General features: G+C 35.3%; 22 protein-coding genes and 1 tRNA gene. 14 read left to right on the forward strand and 9 right to left on the reverse strand.

Features of this window, described 5'->3' with window-relative positions; all coding sequences use genetic code 11:
* Positions 1 to 7: 7 nt before the first annotated feature.
* From DM447_RS04890 to DM447_RS04900, 3 genes are all read right to left on the reverse strand, one after another.
* Positions 8 to 904, reverse strand: coding sequence for a ClpXP adapter SpxH family protein (locus tag DM447_RS04890; RefSeq protein ID WP_112180155.1), 897 nt, complete (start codon positions 902 to 904; stop codon positions 8 to 10).
* On the reverse strand, positions 901 to 1302 hold the full coding sequence (locus tag DM447_RS04895) for a globin domain-containing protein (RefSeq protein WP_112180156.1): 402 nt from the start codon (positions 1300 to 1302) through the stop codon (positions 901 to 903). Before DM447_RS04895 ends, DM447_RS04890 begins: the two co-directional genes overlap by 4 nt.
* A gap of 76 nt (positions 1303 to 1378) precedes the next feature.
* The gene (locus DM447_RS04900) at positions 1379 to 1957 is read right to left on the reverse strand and encodes a CYTH domain-containing protein (RefSeq protein WP_112180157.1); all 579 of its coding nucleotides are present in this window, start codon (positions 1955 to 1957) and stop codon (positions 1379 to 1381) included.
* Between the two features lie 232 nt (positions 1958 to 2189).
* Between DM447_RS04900 and yjbM the strand changes: the two genes are divergently transcribed.
* The 3 genes from yjbM to DM447_RS04915 are packed head-to-tail and all read left to right on the forward strand — an operon-like array spanning position 2190 to position 4568.
* Positions 2190 to 2834, forward strand: a complete 645-nt coding sequence (gene yjbM, locus DM447_RS04905; protein WP_112180158.1) for a GTP diphosphokinase — start codon at positions 2190 to 2192, stop codon at positions 2832 to 2834.
* A 3-nt stretch (positions 2835 to 2837) separates the two neighbouring features.
* Positions 2838 to 3638 carry an NAD kinase gene (locus DM447_RS04910; protein ID WP_112180159.1) on the forward strand — a complete coding sequence of 267 codons (801 nt, stop codon included), beginning with the start codon at positions 2838 to 2840 and terminating at the stop codon, positions 3636 to 3638.
* Between the two features lie 42 nt (positions 3639 to 3680).
* Positions 3681 to 4568: an RluA family pseudouridine synthase gene (locus tag DM447_RS04915; RefSeq protein WP_232824330.1), complete on the forward strand. Its 888-nt coding sequence runs from the start codon at positions 3681 to 3683 to the stop codon at positions 4566 to 4568.
* A gap of 649 nt (positions 4569 to 5217) precedes the next feature.
* Here DM447_RS04915 and prpE read toward each other — a convergent pair.
* Positions 5218 to 5958, reverse strand: a complete 741-nt coding sequence (gene prpE / locus DM447_RS04920) for a bis(5'-nucleosyl)-tetraphosphatase PrpE (RefSeq protein ID WP_112180160.1) — start codon at positions 5956 to 5958, stop codon at positions 5218 to 5220.
* A gap of 53 nt (positions 5959 to 6011) precedes the next feature.
* A complete protein-coding gene (locus DM447_RS04925; protein ID WP_112180161.1) occupies positions 6012 to 7175 on the reverse strand; it encodes an FtsW/RodA/SpoVE family cell cycle protein in 1164 nt (387 codons plus the stop codon).
* Positions 7176 to 7394: 219 nt separating this feature from the next.
* Here DM447_RS04925 and mgtE point away from each other — a divergent pair, with 219 nt between their 5' ends.
* The 4 genes from mgtE to DM447_RS04945 all read left to right on the forward strand — a co-directional run bounded on the left by mgtE (position 7395) and on the right by DM447_RS04945 (position 12275).
* Positions 7395 to 8759 carry a magnesium transporter gene (gene mgtE / locus DM447_RS04930; protein WP_112180162.1) on the forward strand — a complete coding sequence of 455 codons (1365 nt, stop codon included), beginning with the start codon at positions 7395 to 7397 and terminating at the stop codon, positions 8757 to 8759.
* Between the two features lie 33 nt (positions 8760 to 8792).
* Positions 8793 to 10637 carry a monovalent cation:proton antiporter family protein gene (locus tag DM447_RS04935; RefSeq protein ID WP_112180163.1) on the forward strand — a complete coding sequence of 615 codons (1845 nt, stop codon included), beginning with the start codon at positions 8793 to 8795 and terminating at the stop codon, positions 10635 to 10637.
* A 144-nt stretch (positions 10638 to 10781) separates the two neighbouring features.
* Positions 10782 to 11561, forward strand: coding sequence for an enoyl-ACP reductase FabI (fabI, locus tag DM447_RS04940; protein ID WP_112180164.1), 780 nt, complete (start codon positions 10782 to 10784; stop codon positions 11559 to 11561).
* A gap of 129 nt (positions 11562 to 11690) precedes the next feature.
* Entirely contained in the window at positions 11691 to 12275 is a 585-nt protein-coding gene (locus DM447_RS04945; protein WP_112180165.1) for a CotO family spore coat protein, read from the forward strand.
* Positions 12276 to 12330: 55 nt separating this feature from the next.
* On the opposite strand, the gene DM447_RS04950 is transcribed toward DM447_RS04945, so the two are convergent.
* Positions 12331 to 12786: a CotY/CotZ family spore coat protein gene (locus DM447_RS04950; RefSeq protein WP_112180166.1), complete on the reverse strand. Its 456-nt coding sequence runs from the start codon at positions 12784 to 12786 to the stop codon at positions 12331 to 12333.
* Between the two features lie 221 nt (positions 12787 to 13007).
* Between DM447_RS04950 and DM447_RS04955 the strand changes: the two genes are divergently transcribed.
* The 3 genes from DM447_RS04955 (at position 13008) to DM447_RS04960 (ending at position 13904) form a co-directional block, all read left to right on the forward strand.
* Positions 13008 to 13283: a hypothetical protein gene (locus DM447_RS04955; protein ID WP_112180167.1), complete on the forward strand. Its 276-nt coding sequence runs from the start codon at positions 13008 to 13010 to the stop codon at positions 13281 to 13283.
* Between the two features lie 94 nt (positions 13284 to 13377).
* Positions 13378 to 13551 carry a hypothetical protein gene (locus DM447_RS18245; protein ID WP_157967402.1) on the forward strand — a complete coding sequence of 58 codons (174 nt, stop codon included), beginning with the start codon at positions 13378 to 13380 and terminating at the stop codon, positions 13549 to 13551.
* A 68-nt stretch (positions 13552 to 13619) separates the two neighbouring features.
* Complete coding sequence (locus DM447_RS04960; RefSeq protein WP_112180168.1) at positions 13620 to 13904, forward strand: hypothetical protein; 285 nt, start codon at positions 13620 to 13622, stop codon at positions 13902 to 13904.
* A 19-nt stretch (positions 13905 to 13923) separates the two neighbouring features.
* On the opposite strand, the gene DM447_RS04965 is transcribed toward DM447_RS04960, so the two are convergent.
* Positions 13924 to 14601 carry a DUF421 domain-containing protein gene (locus DM447_RS04965; protein ID WP_112180169.1) on the reverse strand — a complete coding sequence of 226 codons (678 nt, stop codon included), beginning with the start codon at positions 14599 to 14601 and terminating at the stop codon, positions 13924 to 13926.
* 86 nt (positions 14602 to 14687) lie between these two features.
* Positions 14688 to 15122, reverse strand: a complete 435-nt coding sequence (locus DM447_RS04970) for a GNAT family N-acetyltransferase (RefSeq protein ID WP_112180170.1) — start codon at positions 15120 to 15122, stop codon at positions 14688 to 14690.
* A 130-nt stretch (positions 15123 to 15252) separates the two neighbouring features.
* Here DM447_RS04970 and DM447_RS04975 point away from each other — a divergent pair, with 130 nt between their 5' ends.
* Positions 15253 to 16998, forward strand: coding sequence for a methyl-accepting chemotaxis protein (locus tag DM447_RS04975; protein WP_112180171.1), 1746 nt, complete (start codon positions 15253 to 15255; stop codon positions 16996 to 16998).
* Positions 16999 to 17065: 67 nt separating this feature from the next.
* Here the strand turns inward: DM447_RS04975 and DM447_RS04980 are convergent, their stop codons facing one another.
* A complete protein-coding gene (locus DM447_RS04980) occupies positions 17066 to 17656 on the reverse strand; it encodes a cell wall hydrolase (RefSeq protein WP_112180172.1) in 591 nt (196 codons plus the stop codon).
* A 308-nt stretch (positions 17657 to 17964) separates the two neighbouring features.
* Between DM447_RS04980 and DM447_RS04985 the strand changes: the two genes are divergently transcribed.
* The 3 genes from DM447_RS04985 (at position 17965) to DM447_RS04995 (ending at position 19475) form a co-directional block, all read left to right on the forward strand.
* Positions 17965 to 18036 (forward strand) — tRNA-Val (locus DM447_RS04985).
* 235 nt (positions 18037 to 18271) lie between these two features.
* A complete protein-coding gene (locus tag DM447_RS04990) occupies positions 18272 to 18766 on the forward strand; it encodes an antibiotic biosynthesis monooxygenase family protein (protein WP_112180173.1) in 495 nt (164 codons plus the stop codon).
* A gap of 157 nt (positions 18767 to 18923) precedes the next feature.
* Positions 18924 to 19475 (forward strand): TVP38/TMEM64 family protein, encoded by a 552-nt coding sequence (locus DM447_RS04995; protein WP_112180174.1) that lies wholly within the window; start codon positions 18924 to 18926, stop codon positions 19473 to 19475.
* Positions 19476 to 19531 lie beyond the last annotated feature (56 nt).

Raw genomic sequence — 19531 nt, forward strand, 5'->3', positions numbered from 1 at the left:
TTTTATTTCAACCTATATATTTCCAAAAATATCCGTGTTTTACAGGTACTTGTTTTACTAGCCGTTTTAATTGTAACTTTTTCATTTCCTTTAAAGCTTTCTCGTTTGACCAATCATAAACGACTGCAACTTCCTTTGTAGCAAAAAATTGGAAATGTGCAGAAAAGGCTTCTAAACTAGGCTTTTCAGATGCTTTCACATCCTTTTGAAGCATTTGTTGTAGTACATTTACATATACTTCATAAGAATATTCGCCTGATAATTTCAATCCCTCTTCATTTTCCGTCTCATTAAAAAACACTATAGAAGGAATATAATCTACTTCCATCTCATTGGCTAATTTCAAATCGCATTGTAGCGCTTTTTTTGCTGAATTGGAATATAAGTCTTTTTTGAATTCATCTAGATCCAATTCTGCCTCTTCGGCACAGGCGAGCAGATTTCTTTCTTTAGATATATCCTTTTTGTTAATAAAAGCATGTTCTTGGATTTTTCGTAAAAATTTCTTACCTGCTTTTTTCCCCTGTAGTTCAGCTGCTTTGATTGCGATGGAAACGATGGAGGGATATGTTATTGGATCTTCTAACCACAAATCACCATCACAACACATTCCGGTACGAGAGGAAGTCTTTTCCCATACTTCTTTTAAATAGTTGTGTTTTTCTATTGCATCTTGATTTGCTGATGTCAACTGTCCACTTAAAATTGGCCTAATCGTAAATAAACGTCCATATTCCAATGTTAGTTTCTTTATAATTGGTTCTAAGGCCCAACATTCAGGGCAAAGAGGATCAACAAAGAGGTAGATTTCTACAGGCTTTTTCAGAAGATCAAAGTATCCAAATTGTTTCTTTACTTCAAGATCCTGAACGTTGGATGATGGCCCATTTGAATTCCAGCTCACAACGATTCTCCTTTCGTTCTCTCAGGTGTATTCATCATATGGTGTGCTGTTTTCGTTAGTCTTTCATATATGATTGTTCGATAGGGTTCTTCTATATTAACTTCTTCTAACGCTTCGTTCATACAAGCTAACCAAGCATCTTTTCTTGTTGGGGTTATAGTAAAGGGTAAATGTCTTCTTCTCAGCATGGGGTGTCCATGTTCTTCATTATATAAAGAAGGACCTCCAAAAAATTGAATTAAGAATTGTGTTTGTTTTCTAGCTGTTTCAGTTAAATCTTCTGGAAAAATTGGAATCAGATCAGGATGCTTACCGACACGACGATAAAAAGCATGCACCAAATTCTCTACTTTAATATGTCCACCAATTGCTTCATATATGGAATTAGTGTTTGTCATGTCTTTGAACCCTCCTTGTCTTCTTACTATTACCTCTAATATGTTATTCTAACAGCGTTCTACATATTATGGCAACTTATCTGTTTTCTAATGAGTGATAAAACCGCTCAATTTTATTTGGCGTTGGTTTCTTAGTGATATGAAATTGATTTATAAGTTGGTGTAATAATTTTTCGCTTTTTTCCTTTGTATCCGATTCAATTTCTAATTCATAATCGAACATATTGTTATATATACTATAATCTATGACAAGAAGGGCTTGTTTATACGGTAATTCAGTTCGATGTGTTGTTAATGAACCACCGTAAGAAAGTGCTTGGAAGTCGATTCCTAAGCCATCTAATTGTTGTTTAACTGCAGGTTTTGCAATTAGTTTATTATTAATCCATGAATTTGCTTCCTGTTCAGTTAAGTTATCATGTGTTTCTAATAAGCCATCTTGATAAGGCTCTTTTAATGTAAGTTGCCATTTATCTTTCTTTTTACGAATTCTTAAAGCGGCCCCTTTGTTTTTTAACTGAAAATCAGGTGTCTCAAAATAATGATTTGTTTGTGAATGTGCATCTTCTTTACGCAGTTCAAAAAAATCTAATAACGTGTTGTATTCCATTTCCGTTAATAAATTTTTACTTTCCATTTCGATTTCTTGTACCAAATTGATGACCTCCCTGATTCATAAATAGAAATAAAAAAAATATCTGTTAAAATAAGTATAGTCCAATAAACCCAGATAAGTCGAATAATATGCAAATCAATTTACCATGTCTAGTTAATGAATATAGATGAAAGATTGTAGCTTATCAAATGGATAAATTGCATATTGTGTTACAATAGGAATGAAATAAGGAAGAAAGTTTGGAAAGATGTTTTATAAGGTGGTGTCTATTGTGAATTGGGAAGCTTTTTTGGCCCCTTATGTGCAAGTCGTCGAAGAACTAAAAGTGAAATTAAAAGGTATAAGAGCGCAGTATGAATTTGAATCGAAACATTCACCCATTGAATTTGTAACCGGTCGAGTAAAGCCAGTAACAAGTATTATTGAAAAGACGCGTAGTAAAAACATGTCGTTTGATAAAATAGAAGAAGAGATGCAAGATATTGCTGGAGTTCGCGTTGTTTGTCAATTTGTTGATGATATTTATGGTATTGTTAGAATGCTACAAGCTCGAAATGACTTTAAAATTGTAGAAGAGAAAGATTACATAGAGAGAGAAAAAGATAGTGGTTATCGATCCTATCATATGATTATTCGTTATCCTGTCGCGACACTGCGTGGAGAGAAACAAATAATTGCAGAAATTCAAATTCGTACACTTGCGATGAATTTCTGGGCTACAAATGAACATTCATTAAATTATAAATATGATGGACAGATACCAACCGATGTAAAAGCTCGATTAAAACGAGCTGCTGAAGCTGCATTTAAATTGGATGAAGAAATGGCCAAGATAAAAGATGAAGTACAAGAAGCACAACGTATTTATCATAGAAAAAGAGTTTACATAAAAAATGAAGAAGGAGGCCAATCGTAACTCATGAAGTTTTCGATCACATCTAAAGGTGACCATAAGTCAGAAAGTATTAAAGCTTTAATGTGTCAGTACTTAGCAGATTTTGATTTGGAATATGATGATAGAGAACCAGATTTAGCAATCTCAGTAGGTGGAGATGGGACATTCCTACAAGCCTTCCAAACATATAGCACACGATTAGATAAAACAGCTTTTATCGGGGTCCATACTGGCCATCTAGGTTTTTATGCGGATTGGGTACCTGAGGAAATAGAACAATTAGTAATTGAAATAGCTAAAAACCCGTACCAAATTGTCGAATACCCGTTATTATCCATGCTGATTCATTCTGAGAATGGAACAGTTGAACGCCACTTAGCTTTAAATGAAACGTCAATAAAAAAAGTAGAAGGTTCTGTTGTCTTGGACGTTACTATTAAGGGAGAGCATTTCGAACGATTTCGCGGTGATGGATTATGTATATCGACACCATCGGGTAGTACTGCCTATAATAAGGCATTAGGTGGTGCTATTATCCATCCATCATTACCATCTTTACAGATCACGGAGATGTCATCCATTAATAACAGGGTTTATCGTACAATTGGTTCTTCCTTAATCTTACCGAAGCATCATATATGTGAGTTTTTACCTGTTGAAGATAACCAGAGTTTCTTAATTACAATTGATCATATTACGAAAAGTGTGATGAATATTAAAGCAATTGAATGTAAAGTAGCCAAAGAAAAAATTCGGTTTGCAAGGTATCGTCCTTTTCCATTTTGGAAACGAGTACGTGATTCGTTTATTTCAGATGATCGTTAAAGGTAATAGGCATGTAATTGTATAGAAAGGTGATATATAAGCGTGAAATGGTATGTTAAAAAAGATGAGAATCAAATGCTTTTACGAGAATATTTAAGAGACGTACAAGGTTTTTCACGTAGAATTGTCAAAGGGATAAAATTTCAAGGTGGAACCCTTTTAGTGAATGGAGAATTTGTTACAGTTAGAAAGGTGTTAAAACAAGGTGATCTTGTAGAAGTTTCTTTTCCACCAGAACATCACGGTATGTATTTGAAACCTGAACCAGTACCGCTTCATATTATCTATGAAGACGATGATGTTATGGTGATTGATAAAGATCCAAATATTGCAACGATCCCATCGAATCATCATCCAACTGGAACGGTTGCCAATGGGATTTTACATCATTATGCAATGCACAACATTAACTACACGGTACATATTGTAACGCGTTTAGACCGTGATACATCTGGTCTATTACTTGTAGCGAAGCATCGATTAAGTCATTCGGTTTTGGCAGACGGTCAAAAGCGAGGGGATGTTGCACGAAGATATCAGGCAATTATTCCTGGACATATGGTAATAAGAGAAGGAACTATCGATCAACCAATCGGTCGTAAACCTGGCTCTATTGTAGAACGAATAGTAGATGAAAATGGAAAGCCGTCGATAACGCATTATCAAGTGCTTGAGGAAACAGCAGCATATACACTTTTACATGTTGCTTTGGAAACGGGAAGAACACATCAAATCCGTGTCCATTTTGCCCATCTGGGTCATCCTTTACTAGGAGATAAATTATATGGAGGAGATACTAAACTAATGAAAAGACAAGCATTGCATTGTGTTTCATTAGCTTTTAATCACCCAATAACAAAAGAGAGACACACATTTACTTCTTCGTTACCAGAAGATATGAAACAAATAATCCAACAAGAAAAGTCATGACGATGACCTATCTTGTTGGATTATTTTTTGATTATACCCGCTATGAAATAGACGCTAGCTCATTAAGTTTTACATCAACTCTTGCATATCGCACACTACGCCAGAATTATCATCAACTGCGACTTAATAGGATTTCTTGACCCGCTACTCAAGTGAAATTGACTCCCTTTCCGCAGGCACGGCTTCAGCTAACTCGAAAACAAAGTACGTTTTCGAGTGGATCTTCAGCCCGCGCTGTTCCTGCAGGAGTGTCGCCAATTTCACTTGATACGCTAATATTCATCTACCTATCGCTAACAGAGAGTATAAATCTGCACATAAAAATGAACGGATTTAAATCATGTTTTATTAGTTGGAAATTAGCATGTGAATTATAACTTCATCCAGTTTAATTCATCTTTTCTATTCAAACTGATATAGTTTGTAATCAGGCACCAGCGAAGGAAGCAAATGGTTGAGACTCCTGTGGGAACAGCACAAACCGAAGATCCTCTATAGAAGCGATCTTTGCTTCTATAGATAGCTGAGGTTGTGCCCACGGAAAGGGAATCCATTTGCTGACGTAGCGGATAAGGAAGTCTCACTAAGTCGAAGTTTCTCTCTACTGCGTCGTGTAGAAACAATATAGTACAGGTTTTGTTTTTATTTTTCATTCGAAATATTTAAATTTTTCTTCGATGTAGGGTTGTTGTGATGGTACTGCTGTTAATGTTTCTTCTGGTAAACGAAAAGCAGTTAATTTATTACCGAACACGCAACCTGTATCGATATTTATTGTTTGATTGATTCTTCGTGCTTCTTTGACAGGCGTATGGCCATAAACAATCCAACGATCACTATGGTAATCTTGAGCCCAATCTCTTCTTTCAGGTCTTCCATCATCATGACTCTTACCAGTTATATCACCATATAAAACAAAGACCGCAGTTTCTTTATCCTTGCGACCAATTAGATCTTCTCTGATGCCGGCATGGGCAACAATTGCATTAACTTCTGGTATTGATTCATATAAATCAGCCTGTTCATAAAGTTCGACAAATTGTTTTTTTACTTGAGCTTGTCGATCCTTTGATAGTGCTTGGAATTCAGCAACAGTTGTTTCTAATCCATGCGAAATTTGTACATTATTGCCTAGGAAATAACGATATAATTTATTGCAATGATTTCCTGGTACATAGCGGCCAACTTTTTCTTCCATTACAATACGATTGACAAAGTCAATTGTTTTAATTGATTTTGGGCCTCGATCCGTAATATCCCCTAAAAATACAGGTGTTCGCTTGTCAGGATGATAAGGTATACCATTTTTCCTTTCATAACCTAAGTCTGTAAATAACGCGTGTAGTTCATCATAGCAACCGTGAACATCTCCAATTACATCAAATTTCATCTAGTAGCCTCCTATTCTGCGAATACTTGGTTTAAGTAGTATAAACCAACAGTTTAGGAATCAAACATAAATACTTTTGTTCTATAATGGATATTTAAAACAATACCTATTGCAATTAAATAGGTTAAGGTAGAACTTCCACCATAACTAATAAATGGTAGTGGAAGACCAGTAATAGGAAGTAGTTTAATTGTCATACCAATATTTTGGAAAATTTGATAGGTAAACATACCAATAAACCCTGTAATGAGATAACTTCCAAATGGATCATTACTTTGCAAAGCAATATGAATTAGTCTGTATACTAATAAGAAAAGCAAGGTAATTAAAATACTTGAACCGATAAAGCCAAATTGTTCGGCAATAGAAGTGAAAATCATGTCAGTGTGCCTTTCTGGAATATTGGAAACTTCAAATTCCCCAATTCCTTTCCCGCTTAATTGACCAGATCCTATTGCAAGCATTGCACGGATTAACTGATACCCACCACTTTGTCCATTAACCTCAGTATCTAACCAACCAGTAAAACGGCTTTCTACGTGTTCAAATGGAGTATCTGCTATTACGTCATCCACAGCTTCTGGGAATGTAATATAGATAAATATTAACGCAAATACTGAAATCAGCATTACACTTAAAAGCGAGAAAATAATCTGCCAACGTACACCAGAGACAAGGACCATACAAACTACTATAGAAGCTAATACTAAGAAACCACCTAAATCTGGTTGAAGCGCAATTAGTCCCATCGGAGGTATTGCGACAATCATGATTTTTAATAGTAACCAACAATCACTTTTATTCATATGTTCTTTAAATTTATCATTGTGCATGACAATTAAATGTGCAAGTGCAATAATTAAGAAGACTTTCATAAACTCTGCTGGTTGTAGTGTTCCAAATCCTGGAACTTGAAACCACCCCCAAGCACCGTTTACTTTAATTGCAGGTGGGAGGTGAAAATGAAGCATAATTAACATAATCATACCGAAGCCATAAAAAATCCATGAGACCTGTCTCAATCGGTCATAATCAATTAACATAATGACACCTATAACTATTGCTCCAACGATATACCAGACCAATTGTTTAATGTAGTAAGTATCGTCTAAATAGGGTTGTATCGTATATAAAGAAAAAATACTGATAATCGCTAATAAAATAATAATCGAAATTAACACATAATCTATATTTGCTGTTCTTGTTTTTGATTGCATAATATACCTTTCTTTCTATATATATCTTTTTGGAATTTTATTTTACATACTAGTTATTAGTTTACCTTACTTTGTTACTTTTTTTAAGCAAAGTTTTCAAGTTGTTGATAAAAAGATTGTAAAGAGACTTTCATGTAAAATTGATAGGGTAATTTAATTGACAAAAAAGCATGTGGCGATTACGATAATACGGTCTAGGCGATAAGGAGGCGACCGTTTATGGAACATTTAGATAAACAAGAACGTATACAACTGTGGGAGAAAGTGCAGGACACACTTGTAAATGAACAAATTGATCAATTTCGTGCTGAATTTTTAGAAATTCATCCATATGATCAAGCGAAAATATTTGAAGAACAAATAGAAGAAATACGTTTCCTTATCTACACATATCTATCGCCAGGAGAAATAGCGGATGTGATGGAACAAGTGGATGATGATCTAGTGGAAGAGTTTATCACTGAGATGCTTCCATCATTTTCTGCTCAAGTACTAGCAAATATGGCTACGGATGACGCGGTAGATATTTTAAATGAGATGGATAAAAATAAAGTCGCGAGCTTTTTAACAATTATGGAGAAGCAAGCGTCAGATGAGATAAAAGCTTTACTGCATTATCAAGAGAAAACAGCCGGAAGTATTATGACTACCGAGTTTGTTGTTGTAAATACGGATCAAACCGTTAAAGAGGCAATGCGCCACTTGAGAAAAAAGGCTCCAGAAGCGGAAACTATTTATTATATTTATGTGATTAATCATGAACAAGTGTTAGTTGGTGTTATTTCTTTACGTGATCTGATTATTGCAGAAGGTGATTGGTTAATTTCTGATGTGATGAGTGAGCGTTTAGTAGCCGTTTCTGTTGGTGAAAATCAAGAAGATATCGCACATATGATGCGAGACTATGACTTTCTAGCTTTACCAGTTGTAGATTTCCAAAATCATTTGTTGGGGATTATCACTGTCGATGATATCATGGATGTTATGGAAGAGGAAGCAAATGATGACTATTCTAAATTAGCTGGTGTGTCAGATATGGACGGTCCAGATGACAATGCATTTGTATCTGCAAAGAAACGTCTACCATGGCTAATCATTTTGCTTTTCCTTGGTTTATTTACAGCAAGTATTATCGGACGCTTTGAAGCAACATTAGATCAAGTTGCTATTCTAGCCGTCTTTATCCCGCTAATTGCAGGAATGGCCGGTAATTCTGGAACACAAGCATTGGCTGTAGCAGTTCGTGGTATTGCTACTGGTGATATAGAAAAACAAGGAAAGTGGAATATCTTGGTGCGTGAAGCTACAACTGGTATGATTACAGGTCTAAGTTGTGGTATTTTAATTACTGGTATCGTGTATATTTGGCAAGGTATGTTTTTCCTAGGTCTTCTTGTTGGTATATCGATAACAGCTACTTTATTTGTAGCAACGATTGCTGGTGCGTTAGTACCATTGCTTATGGATAAATTAAATATTGATCCAGCTGTTGCCTCTGGGCCATTTATTACCACAATAAATGATATTATTTCTGTGTTAATATATTTTGGATTAGCAACTGCGTTTATGAACTTATTATTATAAAAGAGAGAAGGAATATAAGGGAGGATATATAAAATGGAGCATGCTGAGTCTGTTAGCTCACTTTTAATCGTTATTTTAGCAGCTTTTCTAACGCCAATACTCATGCACCGACTGCGGTTAAATATGATTCCAGTTGTAGTTGCTGAAATTATTATTGGACTTATTATTGGTCAGAGTGGATTTAATTTAGTTAATGAAAGTAATTGGTTAGAAACATTGTCTACACTAGGTTTTATTTTTCTAATGTTTCTTAGTGGTTTAGAAATAGATTTTAGTCTTTTTTCTAGAAAGAGAAAGAAAGAAAATAAAGCATCGAACATGCCGAATCCAGTTGTAATTGCAACGATTGTCTTTGTAGGTATTCTGCTATTATCATTAGTACTTTCTTATTTATTTGTGCTTGCTGGCTTCATTGATAATGTATTTCTAATGACGTTAATTATTTCAACTATTTCATTAGGTGTAGTTGTGCCGACGTTAAAAGAATCACAAGCAATGAAAACGCCGATTGGGCAAACAATTTTATTAATTGCCGTTATTGCAGATTTAGTAACAATGATTCTACTTGCCGTGTTTGTTTCCTTTTACGGAGAAGGATCAGGAAATATGTGGTTACTACTGATTTTGTTTGGTGTTGGTATTTTGCTTTACTTTGTTGGAAAACATTTTCGCAATCAAACCTTTGTCGAAACAATGTCAAAAGGAACAATTCACATTGGCACACGTGCTGTTTTTACGTTAATTATTTTTCTAGTAGCAGTATCGGAATCGGTTGGAGCAGAAAATATTCTTGGTGCCTTTTTAGCTGGTGCTTTAGTTTCCTTATTGGCACCTAATCAAGATCTTGTCCAAAAGTTAGATAGCTTTGGATATGGATTTCTAATTCCAATTTTCTTTGTGATGGTTGGTGTTGAAATTAATCTTTGGTCATTATTTGAAGATCCGAAAGTATTAGTATTGATCCCGTTGTTATTTATAGCTTTACTACTTTCGAAATTGTTGCCAGCTATTATATTAAGAAAATGGTATGATACACGTACTGTTGTTGGTGCTGGAATGATACTAACGACAACATTGTCACTTGTAATTGCAGCAGCAGCAATTGGTGAACGAATGGGTGTAATTGATAGCCAAATGGAAGGTGCGTTAATTTTAGTTGCAGTTTTAACTTGCTTAATTACACCACCAATTTTCAAGAAAATGTATGTTCATCAAGAGGAAGAAATTCCAAAGCAAGTCATTTCCTTTGTTGGATCTAACCAGGCAACATTGCCTGTTGTGAGAGAATTGGATCAAAATCTATTCAAGGCGCATCTCTATCACACAAGATTAGAGAAAATTGATGAGAAAATCACACGGTCTGTTTTTGATATAAAAGAACTAAAAGACTATGAAATTGAAAACATGGAACAATTGGGTGTTTTTGATGTAGATATAGTAGTCGTTTCAACAGGTGATGAACTTAAGAATGCTGAAGTCGCTTGTTATGCTAAGAAAAAAGGGGTCGGACGTGTTATTGCCAGAGCAGAGATGAAAAGCACGGATAAATATCTCAAAGAAAATAATGTGGAAGTATTTTCTGTTATGCTTTCGACCAAAACTTTGTTAAAAGCAATGATTGAGTCACCAAATGTAGTTGATATATTAACAAACCAAGAAAGTGCACTATATGAGATTAATATGAATAATTCGATCTATGATGGGATTATGCTGCGAGAGTTTCCGTTTACAGGTGATGTAATTATGGTTCGTATATTTAGGGATGATGATTCAATTGTTCCACATGGTGATACGAGATTACGTTTAGGGGATCATCTAGTAGTTACAGGTTCGTCTGAGTATGTAGAAGAATTACAAAGTATATTAGAGTTTGGATAATTGAATCGAAGTTGAAACAGTCTGCAGTTAATTGCGGGCTGTTTTTTATTAATAAAATTATAAATTGAGTTTCAAGTGAATCTAAGCTAAAATAGTAGTAGGTACTAATAACAACTTATAATATCTATATAGGAGGATTACAAAATGAATTTTTCACTTAAAGGTCGTACATACGTAATTATGGGCGTAGCGAATAAACGAAGTATTGCTTGGGGTATTGCTCGTTCCTTACATGCTGCTGGTGCACGTCTTATTTTCACCTATGCTAGCGAGCGTTTTGAAAAGCCGGTAAAAGATTTAGTTGAAACGTTAGAAGGACAAGAGGCACTTTTTTACGAATGTGATGTTACAAGTGATGAAGCGGTACAAACAGCATTCGATCAGATTAAAGAAGATGTTGGCATCATTCATGGTTTAGCACATTGTATTGCATTCGCTCAGAAAGAAGATCTTAAAGGACAATTTGTTGATACAAGTCGCGATGGCTATTTATTAGCACATAATATTAGTGCTTATTCGCTCCTAGCAGTATCAAGGGCTGCCCAGCCATTAATGACAGAGGGTGGCGGTATCGTAACATTAACCTATCTTGGTGGAGAACGAGTTGTACAAAACTATAACGTGATGGGTGTCGCAAAGGCGAGTTTGGATGCTACGATGAAGTATTTAGCAAATGATTTAGGTCAACATGGCGTTCGTGTAAATGCAATTTCAGCTGGTCCAATTCGCACGTTATCTGCGAAAGGTGTTGGAGATTTTAACTCGGTTTTAAAAGACATTGAAGAAAAAGCACCATTACGTCGTACCGTTACGCAGGAAGAGGTAGGCGATACGGCATATTACCTACTAAGTGATTTATCGCGTGGTGTTACAGGTGAAATTATACATGTTGATTCTGGATTTAATATCTTAGGATTATCATAATGACGACAAGCGAGCGCAGTTACAAACTGTGCTCGTTTTTTTACACAAAAAAAGTTAAGTATTTTAAAGCGATGGGCACAACTCTAAAAAGCGTTTCATATAGTAACGTAGGCAAAGGAGGAAACCCATTTGAGTAGAAAAAAGAAGAGATATGCTACACGTCCTGTCCTTTATATTCAACAACCGGATTTTAAGGCAGTTCCAGCTTCCATGCAGACAGATTATTTCACACCTAAAGTGGAAAAGGAAGCTCCTGTTTCACAGGCCTCAGTTCCAACTGAAGCACAAGCACGTACAAGAAAGTCAAAAAAGAAAACAAAAGTTATACCGGAATTAGAAACGCCTCTGGAAGATTCAGAAAAAGAGAAAGATGAAGAAGAAAAACGTGAATTAAATGAAGAGGAAAAAGACGAAGAATTAGTTCAAGAAGTTGAGGCTGCAGATAAAGAAGAGGAGGTGGAGCCTCAATCGAAGAATATCCCTACGAAAAAACCATTTTCTGAAATGACAATAGAGGAGCAAGTGGATTATTTAGCAACAAAACCCGCCCATATACCAAAGATGAAGTGTGAAATTATAGCAAAAACGGCTAGATATAGAGGCATTATTACAGCATTTGATGATAATATCGTTCAAATTGAAACATTTAAACGTCCAAAGTTTCATCAAGTAGACATGGAAGAAATTGAATCGATTCGATTATTAGGATTTTAGATTTAACAAAAAAGAAGGGCTGCACGTTGATGTGCCAGCCCTTCTTTTTAAAATATTATAGTGCGCTAATTGCAGGTAGACAAGTGATGTGACAGAAACAATCTAAATCTACTGTGATACAAACGCCAGTTACTTCTAAGTCACCTGTTTTTTGTTCAACTGGAGAACATGGGTCGTCGTGTTGATCGTTAACATCGCGAAGCAATTCTATAACGGCACAGTTGTCTTCAGCAACTTCTTTCACTCGGAAATAAAAGCTACCAAATACATCTTTTAAGTCCTCAACTGGAACACCAAATCCTTTAAAAGGTTTGCAGTCTCCTTTGCAATACAAAATAAATGGTACTGTGTCTAGATTGTTGGCTGATGGTGAAGTATCCCCCAATAAATCAGCAATTGATTGTTCACAGCTTGTTGTACAATCGCTTAATAAATCTGATTGTGCATCTGCAATTTCCCGAAGAATATCTGCTACACAATTACCTGAATCAAACTTTTTTCCACATGTCATAATAATATCCCCTTCCGTTTTTTGTTGACTTGTTCGTCACTTATAACCTATGTAATCTGTTACCTGTTGTGTGGGCAAACATCTTCATGAAAAAAAATATCTTAATTCTTTTTATTTATTATAGATATTCGGACAAAACCGGGCGCTTGTCACTTCCAAATCAGCATTTGTTACATAGACTAGTATCGATTAAGTTTTACACATAAGGAGTGAATAAAAGAATGTCAGAAGAAAAAAAGCCTGAATCGAAAAAAATTATTCATGTTAAGGACTTAGTAATTAAAGCAGATAATGTATATTTCGAGCCACCACATCAACAACACCGTCCGGAAGAACGTCCACGTCCATTTGATGCTTTCTTTGGAAAAAGAAGAGAAGAGGAAGCTGTGCAAGCAGATCATGTAGAGGAAGTACATGATGAGGAAGTAAAAGAAGACAAAGAAGAAATACTTGAAACAGAAAAAAGAGAAGAGAGACGTCCATTTTCATGGTTGTAATTTTTCAGGGGTAGCATTAACTTGTTATCCCTTTGTTTTTAACTTTTTTATAATGTGTTACTAATCAAACTTATAAGATAGGCGGGAGATTTTAATGCAAATACAGCGATTGATTCAACATATTGGGATTATTGGAAAGCACATAGAGAAAAACGAAAAATACTTTCGCTATCCTGAGAAAAAAGCTCAACCAATTATTGTCGATATAGAAAGCCAAATGAATCAATTAGAAAATGAGATGTTGCGGTGGGAAAAATTATTGGAATAGAAGAAAAGTATGTGCATAAAATTCTGAAAAGAGGGTATAGGATATATATAGAAAGGGAGGAATGACTTATGGGTTATGTACTTCCAGTAGACACAAACCAATATCAAAACTATCATAATCGGGTGACCCAACCTGAAAGGGATCCATATCCTATTGAAAAAATATATCCAGCACAGTTAGATATGGACTATCAAAAAGCACCAGACAATAATGATTCGGATATGTCAGAATGGAGTGGGACTGCTAAGAGAAACCAATCTGTCGCAATCCCTCACTATACGATGCCAGGACCAGCAGATGAGATTTATGCTGAGATGACTGGTATTGGTCAGAATATTAATAAAATGATCTAATCAGGATAAGAGGAGAAGCTCACATCGTTTGCACGAATAGAACTTCTCCTCTTATGTATTCTGCATAAAAAACATCTTTATAGGATGATACATTTTGCAGTTTTAATTCATTTTCCAACCATGCTTGATCTTGATTTATTTCTCTCAAATTATCTTTTATTATTTCACCATCATTAATTAAAGAGATCGACAATCTAACGTCTTCTGGATTTAAATTTAAGTCTAAACGAGTAGGCGTTTGAGCGTGTGATGATTTTAGTACGGAAACAGTTCCATCTGTTTCCAATATCGCATATTCTACATCGCGAATAGAGAAAACATCTTTAGAACGAAGTAGATGAAGTAACTGATTCATATCAAGCTTTGCTTTGGCCATTACTTCACGTTGTAATTTGCCACTATGAATGATAAGAGAAGGTCTACCCTCTAACAATGAGCGTGTACGTTTGAATTTTTGTGTTGCTAATTCTGTTGTATAAAGCAAAAAACCCCATAAAAATACGGCAAAGGCAATCTGCGTTATACCTACCTCATCATCAAACAAAGCATTTCCGACTAATTCGCCAAGAACAAGTGCTGAAATAAAATCAAAAGCAGTTAATTGTCTGATTTGCGATTTCCCTAATACTTTTGTAATAATAAATAAGCATAAAAAACCAAAAAGTGTTTCAATGAAAATAGAGCCAATATCTTGCATGAATATCCTCCCCCCATACAACCTGCATACTATCTACATGATGGACAAGGGGAGCAATTTTTATACTAGGAATATATTTCCGCAACCTATGTTAAGACTAATTCTTTTTCCATTGTGACGTGTGGCATGTTAGCGTCGAGAAAAATATCTGAAACGGTACGGTAACCTAGGGCCTGATAAAAACGTTCTGCATGTGTTTGTGCATTTAATTTCGCTGTATAAATGGATTTATTAACTAATGTAGATTCCATTGCTCGCATTAAGTCTTTTCCTAACGCTTTCCCTCTAAATGACTTCAAGACACAGATTCGTTCAAATTTCCCATAATCATTCATAATCCGAAGCCTACCGGCAGCGACAGGTTTGTCGTCTATATAGCCAACAAAATGATACGCTGCTTGATCTAAATCATCATGCTCTAATTCTTTTGGAACCCCTTGCTCTTCTACAAAGACTTCCTGCCTTACCGTATAGGCATCTTTTAATTGTTCACTATTATTTGTTACGTCTTTGATATTCATTTTATATACCCCTTCGATTGTGAAAATTTTATAATAGCATTATTATATCACTTTTCTTTTTATGCTTTTTATTAAAAAATGTAGAAATATGTCGATAATAAAAGTAATCAGATTCTTTAGGGGGAAATATATGAAATGGGGACGCTTTCAAATATCAAGTATTGCAACTAAATTAATGCTATTAATTATTACTATTATTGTAGGTACAGGTGGAATTATTGGTGGGACAAGTTATTTCATGGCTAAAAGTCAGCTTTTAGATGCAGGAAAAAGAGATTTGCAAAGTATAGTGGAAGGGGCATACGCTTCACTAGAATTGCTAAATGAGGAAGTGGAAGCTGGTGATTTATCTTTAGATGAAGCAAAAGATAAGGCACGAATTATATTAAACGGTCCACTTGAAGATGGTGAGTATGCGTATGAAAATTCACACTTCACTTATAAAGAAAATGGCTATGTCTTAGCATATGACGCGGATCTAGTATTGCAGATTCATCCATCCAAAATTGGCGGTGCTCCTGCTGATGAACAAAATAGCAGTAATCGTGCGCGTATTGTAGCAGGTGGAGTTGCAGGTAATGAAGAAGATCACTTTGTAACATATTCTGATCAGCAGTCAGATGGTTCGTTTCGAGATAAAACGGCTTATGTTCAATATTTTGAAGCGTGGGATTGGACAGTTGGTATAGCTGTATTCGAAGATGAATTTTATGAAGAGTTGGACGTTTTAAGATATGTTATTTTGGGTGCGACAGTAGCTATTATTCTGATAAGCTCACTTATTTTTTATGTAGCGATACGTAAGAAAGTAGCTATGTTAAAAGATGTGGCAGAAGCATCTACACAAATAGCTGATGGCAACGTACAAGTAACGAATCTACCTGAATCAAACGATGAAATTGGACAGCTAGCACTGGCTTTTAATAAAATGTCACTGCAGTTACGTGAATTAATAGAGAACGTACAAAATACGAGTGATCATCTACTAGATTCGGCTAATGATTTATCAGCAGTGTCTGAAGAAACATCAGCTAGTAGTGAAGAAATCGGTAATGCTGTCTCTGAGGTTGCGACAGGTACGCAGGAACAAGCAAATGACCTTGAGGACATTAATTACCGCGTAGAAATTCTAACGAAAGCAATTTATGCAATGAATGATCAAAGTAAGCAAATGAAAAATGTTACAACAAATGCTGAGGAAGTTTCTACAGAGGGGATAGCAATTGTTGGTCAATTACAACAGTCTAACGCTGAATCATTGACTTCATCAGAAGAAATAAGTACGGATATTAAGAACTTGTATGAGAAAACAAAAGAAATATTCCATATTATGGAAACGATTGAAAGTATAGCAGGGGAAACGAACCTTTTAGCGCTTAATGCGAGTATTGAAGCAGCTAGAGCAGGTGAACATGGTAAAGGATTTGCCGTAGTTGCCGATGAGATTCGTAAATTGGCTGAGCAATCGAAGGATGCAACATATCAGGTTCGAGAAGTTGTAACAGCTATTACGAGTGAAACAGAAAAGACAGTTGAAACAGTAGGAAGCATAACCCAAACATCACAAAAACTAAATGAAGATGTTTTACAAACACAAAGTAAGTTTAATCAACTATCGATGTCCATTAAGGAGATTGGATCTGCATTACTAGTACTAGATGGTGAGATAGATAAGACAACATCAACTAGTCAAAAAATTAGTGAAGGTATTGAGAATGCATCTAGTGTATCTGAAGAAACTGCTGCATCTGTTGAAGAAATAACATCTTCTGTGGATGAGCAAATTAATGCGATTGCAAATGTTGCAAATTCTGCAGAAAAACTAACTGACTTGAATCAGGAACTAAGTGATTTATTAAAACGATATACAATCTAATTAAAAACACCTTAATCCAGCTTATCCAGATTAAGGTGTTTTTATTGTTTATACGTCGTTTGTGGAGTTATTTTGCGAAGCGATGATTACCTATTGTAATAGTTACTTCTCGAGATAGAATCCAGTTACTTTCTGCTGTTCTTGGATTATAAAAATAAATCGAGCCTTTTCCTTGTCCTCGATATGCAAGTGCTTCTTTGACTGCACGTTTTGATTCGGCATCTGCAGCTTGATTGATCGTACCATTTTGGACTGGTGTAAACGCGTAGTAGCCACCAGCTGAGCGTTCATATATAACACCACTTACTGTATTTGGGAAATCTTTATGATCGACACGATTTAAAATGACTGTTGCAACCGCAACTTTACCTGCATATGATTCACCCTTAGCTTCAGCTTGCACCATTCTTGCCATTAAATCCTGATCACTACTAGAAAGAGTAGATGGAATTATGATAGATTGACCTGGGTAAATCATAGTTCCAATACTGTTATTAGATTGTTGTAAGCTTGCAAGAGAAACACCATAGTTATTTGCAATTTTCCATAACGAATCACCAGATTTAACCGTATAGGATGATGCTTCAACTATAGATGGGATTGTTAATAGCCCCAATGATAAACCAAAAGTTATTGCTAGCTTTTTTATTTTATTCATTTGTAGCCCTCCTTGTAATCTATTGCTCTATTAGAAGGCTACCAGTTGTAACATATATTTTCATGAACCAAAATATTACTATTAATCTAATTTACTTGAAAGGGTAGAATTGGTCTAGGTTTCTAGTTAAGAAGGAAATGTTTACTATATGTGTTTTTTTGGAGGAAGATGGGTGTATTAGAAGGGATAGGTACGATTATTGCAGCATGATGTCAAGCATATATCAGGCACAAAATAGTTGGATATTGACAAACACCAACGTACAGTATTATGATATAAATTGGTAGTGAGGACTATTAAAATAGTACGTCTCGTTAGCTCAGCGGGAGAGCACTTGCTTGACAGGCAAGGGGTCACTGGTTCAATCCCAGTACGGGACATTAAAATGTTAAAAGCTGAAATTTCTTTTGTTACGCCACATGCTAAATGTGTTGCGCCAATTGGAATTTCAGCTTTTTTAAACTGGTGCATATATAGTTTAAGCTATGAAACGCGTTTCATAGCAAATTAATTTTTAAAATAGATAAGGAGTTTAAGCATAATGTTTAAGTATTTCCTATTTTGGGCGTATACTATTGCTACATCATAAATATAGTGGTAAAGGAGTAGTTCGCTATGTACATATATTTTTTAGCAAATGCATCTAACCGAGAGGCTGACGATCATGTTTTTGAGATGAAAGCGCGAGATAAATCGCTCTACTTACTTGAAACGGAAACGTTGATTGAAGAACTAGGTGAGAATGATAAGGCTTATCACGTTCTTGACGCGGAACTTGATCTTAAGGATAATACGTATGCTGTGTGTAATAATATTCCTGTAACGGAAGATGGTAAAGCTGAATTTGAACAAAGATTTCAAAATCGGGCTCGAAAAATTGAAAATGAGCCAGGATTTGCAGGTATTAGAGTCTGTCGACCACTTAATTCTGATACGTATGTCATTCTTACATTATGGGAAACAGAGGAAGACTTTCAAAATTGGAAACAATCAAATGCATATAATCACGCACATAAGAAACGTGGAACTGAAAAAGGGCTAGATAAGCAGAAGCCACAAATATTCCCTAGACCCTCTTATGTCGAAACTTATCTAGTGAATGTATTATAAGCTGTTACTTCTATTAATTACGTTCTTTAATTGTCTGTGCTCACTTATTGTGGGCACTTTGTTTATTTGGTAGCCTTTTGTTTACGACGCCTATTGCAATCAGCTACGTTATGCGTTATTCTTCATTCTTAGTACGTTTTATGATAGGAGGGGCATGATGGATCAATTTGATCAATCCCTTGAAATATTTATTGATGGAGCAGGATGGTTGGCTCCGGTTCTTTTTGTTCTTTTACATGTACTTCGACCAATTTTTTTCATACCGGTTATTGTTATTTGTATCGCTGGTGGCGTGTTATTCGGATTTATTGAAGGTGCAATTTTATCATTTATTGGTCTCTCTTTAATGAGTCTCATTTCTTATAAATTAGTTAATCGATTCCCGAAATTCAAGAAAAACCTTACGCGTTTAAAAAAGAAAATATTTCGTGAACGGACGATGTCTGTTGCGCAAGTTATGGTACTAAGACTTATGCCATTTATCCATTTTCACTTACTTTCGTTTTATTTAATGGAGATGACCAAGACTTTTAGGGAATACATGTATTATTCTGTTTTAGGACTTATTTTACCTGCTATTATATATACTGCCTTTGGCGAAGCAATTACAGATTTCCCTTGGTATGTTTCAATTTTATTCATCGTTTTCTTAATTGGTTTATATGTTTGTATTGATAGATGGAATAGGTCTCATAACAAGCCAGTTTGAATTTTGATTCTAAAAAGTAACCACCAATTTTAGGAATTGACTTCTTTTGAATCTAG

It is taken from the genome of Paraliobacillus zengyii, assembly GCF_003268595.1.
GTDB lineage: Bacteria > Bacillota > Bacilli > Bacillales > Amphibacillaceae > Paraliobacillus_A > Paraliobacillus_A zengyii.

Coding starts and splice junctions, on each gene's coding strand:
- DM447_RS18245 (WP_157967402.1), top strand. CDS start 13,378: ATGCAAATACAGCGATTGATTCAACATATTGGGATTATTGGAAAGCAC.
- mgtE (WP_112180162.1), top strand. CDS start 7,395: ATGGAACATTTAGATAAACAAGAACGTATACAACTGTGGGAGAAAGTG.
- DM447_RS04910 (WP_112180159.1), top strand. CDS start 2,838: ATGAAGTTTTCGATCACATCTAAAGGTGACCATAAGTCAGAAAGTATT.
- DM447_RS04980 (WP_112180172.1), bottom strand. CDS start 17,656: ATGAATAAAATAAAAAAGCTAGCAATAACTTTTGGTTTATCATTGGGG.
- DM447_RS04990 (WP_112180173.1), top strand. CDS start 18,272: ATGTACATATATTTTTTAGCAAATGCATCTAACCGAGAGGCTGACGAT.
- DM447_RS04950 (WP_112180166.1), bottom strand. CDS start 12,786: ATGACATGTGGAAAAAAGTTTGATTCAGGTAATTGTGTAGCAGATATT.
- DM447_RS04975 (WP_112180171.1), top strand. CDS start 15,253: ATGAAATGGGGACGCTTTCAAATATCAAGTATTGCAACTAAATTAATG.
- fabI (WP_112180164.1), top strand. CDS start 10,782: ATGAATTTTTCACTTAAAGGTCGTACATACGTAATTATGGGCGTAGCG.
- DM447_RS04965 (WP_112180169.1), bottom strand. CDS start 14,601: ATGCAAGATATTGGCTCTATTTTCATTGAAACACTTTTTGGTTTTTTA.
- DM447_RS04925 (WP_112180161.1), bottom strand. CDS start 7,175: ATGCAATCAAAAACAAGAACAGCAAATATAGATTATGTGTTAATTTCG.
- DM447_RS04960 (WP_112180168.1), top strand. CDS start 13,620: ATGGGTTATGTACTTCCAGTAGACACAAACCAATATCAAAACTATCAT.
- DM447_RS04970 (WP_112180170.1), bottom strand. CDS start 15,122: ATGAATATCAAAGACGTAACAAATAATAGTGAACAATTAAAAGATGCC.
- prpE (WP_112180160.1), bottom strand. CDS start 5,958: ATGAAATTTGATGTAATTGGAGATGTTCACGGTTGCTATGATGAACTA.
- DM447_RS04895 (WP_112180156.1), bottom strand. CDS start 1,302: ATGACAAACACTAATTCCATATATGAAGCAATTGGTGGACATATTAAA.
- DM447_RS04955 (WP_112180167.1), top strand. CDS start 13,008: ATGTCAGAAGAAAAAAAGCCTGAATCGAAAAAAATTATTCATGTTAAG.
- DM447_RS04935 (WP_112180163.1), top strand. CDS start 8,793: ATGGAGCATGCTGAGTCTGTTAGCTCACTTTTAATCGTTATTTTAGCA.
- DM447_RS04995 (WP_112180174.1), top strand. CDS start 18,924: ATGGATCAATTTGATCAATCCCTTGAAATATTTATTGATGGAGCAGGA.